Annotated in this window: 1 protein-coding gene and 1 pseudogene; one reads left to right on the forward strand and one right to left on the reverse strand. The window is 68.7% G+C overall.

The features are described from left to right. Window positions 1-1175 (reverse strand): ISL3 family transposase (locus AC2VON_RS02450; RefSeq protein ID WP_486951512.1); only part of this gene is annotated, 1175 nt, incomplete at its 3' end. 74 nt (window positions 1176-1249) lie between these two features. Between AC2VON_RS02450 and AC2VON_RS02455 the strand changes: the two are divergent. Then, window positions 1250-1338, forward strand: a pseudogene (locus AC2VON_RS02455) (hypothetical protein); the annotation flags it as partial.

Raw genomic sequence — 1338 nt, forward strand, 5'->3', positions numbered from 1 at the left:
AAGTGCTCGCGGTTGCGGTAGCCGCGGGCCGAAACCCGGATGGCCTGGATGCGTGAGTTCAGGCCCTCGGCACCGGCGTTGGTGATGCGGTGGGCGAAGTAGGACAACAGCCCCGCCTCGTGGCGCTTCAACGTCTTGGCCGCGTCGATGATCGGCTTGAGACGGCAGTGGGTGGCCCAGAAGTACCAGCGCTTAAAGTGTTTGGCTGCCCAGCCGCGACGCTGGTAGGACCAGAAGTGCCGCAGGCTCTCCTTGATCGCCCATGCCCGAGCGGTTTTCAGGTCACCGGAGCGCAGCGTGGCGAAGCGGTCTTGGTGACGGTCGGGCAGGTTCTCCGCCGAATACAGCCACAGGTACTTGCTGCCGGCCAGGCTCTTATCGCCGGCCGCGGCCAGCGCCCGGTTCTCGGCCTTGCGCACGGTGTCCACGGCCTTGGTCAGGTAGCCCATCAGGTGGTAGCGGTCGAAGACGATCTTGTTCTCGGCGTCGCTCAGGTGCGCGCGCACCGAGGCGGCGAACGGCTCCCACATGTCCATTGCCACCGCCTCGATCCCGGCCAGCTGCTCGGGGGTGAACCGGTCGAAGTAGCCGTCCAGGCTGGCCTGGCGGCGTTCGTCGGCGATGTAGTCCACCGTGCCCGCGTCCAGGTCACTGACCACGGTGATGTAGTCCTGTCCCTTCCCGGCCGCCTTCTCATCGACCCCGACGTGGGCCGGCGCCACCAGCGGTTTGGCGGCCAGGCCGCGGGCCACCGCACGGTCCATCAGGTGCCACGCCTCGTCCCAGCTGACCCGCAGCAGCCCGGCCGCGGCCGCCACGTCGCACGCGGCGAGCACGTCGATGGCCAGCCGCTCAAACAACATGGTGAACCGCGAATGCGGCTCGGCCCACGGCAGCCGCACCTGATGCACCCCGTGCTCGGGACAGGCCACCCGCGGCGGGCTGGCATGCAGGAACGTCAGAAACGCACACGAGTCCAGATGCCGCCACGCCCGTTCCTCGCCATGGTCATACACCGACAGCTCGCGCTCGCAGTCCGGGCAGGCGAACCGGGTCCGGCCCGGATGCACGACCCAGACGTCCACCCGACCTTCCTGAGCCGACAGCTCCACCCGTTGCACCTCCCACGGCGCTACCAGTCCCAGCAGATGGCGGTACAACTCGGTGTCGCGCACACAGCACATCCTGCCGCCCTGCGCCCATCACGCCCAGACCAGACCCACAGAAAACCCGGAAGCGCCACAAAAAGGGGCTGGCGCCCGTCCTCGTCGCCGGAGGCCGGCTCTCCGCGCTGCCCGATCCGCGTCTCGTGCGGCTGTATCGGCGACGGATCGCCCC

It is taken from the genome of Mycobacterium sp. TH-M82 (assembly GCF_057473605.1).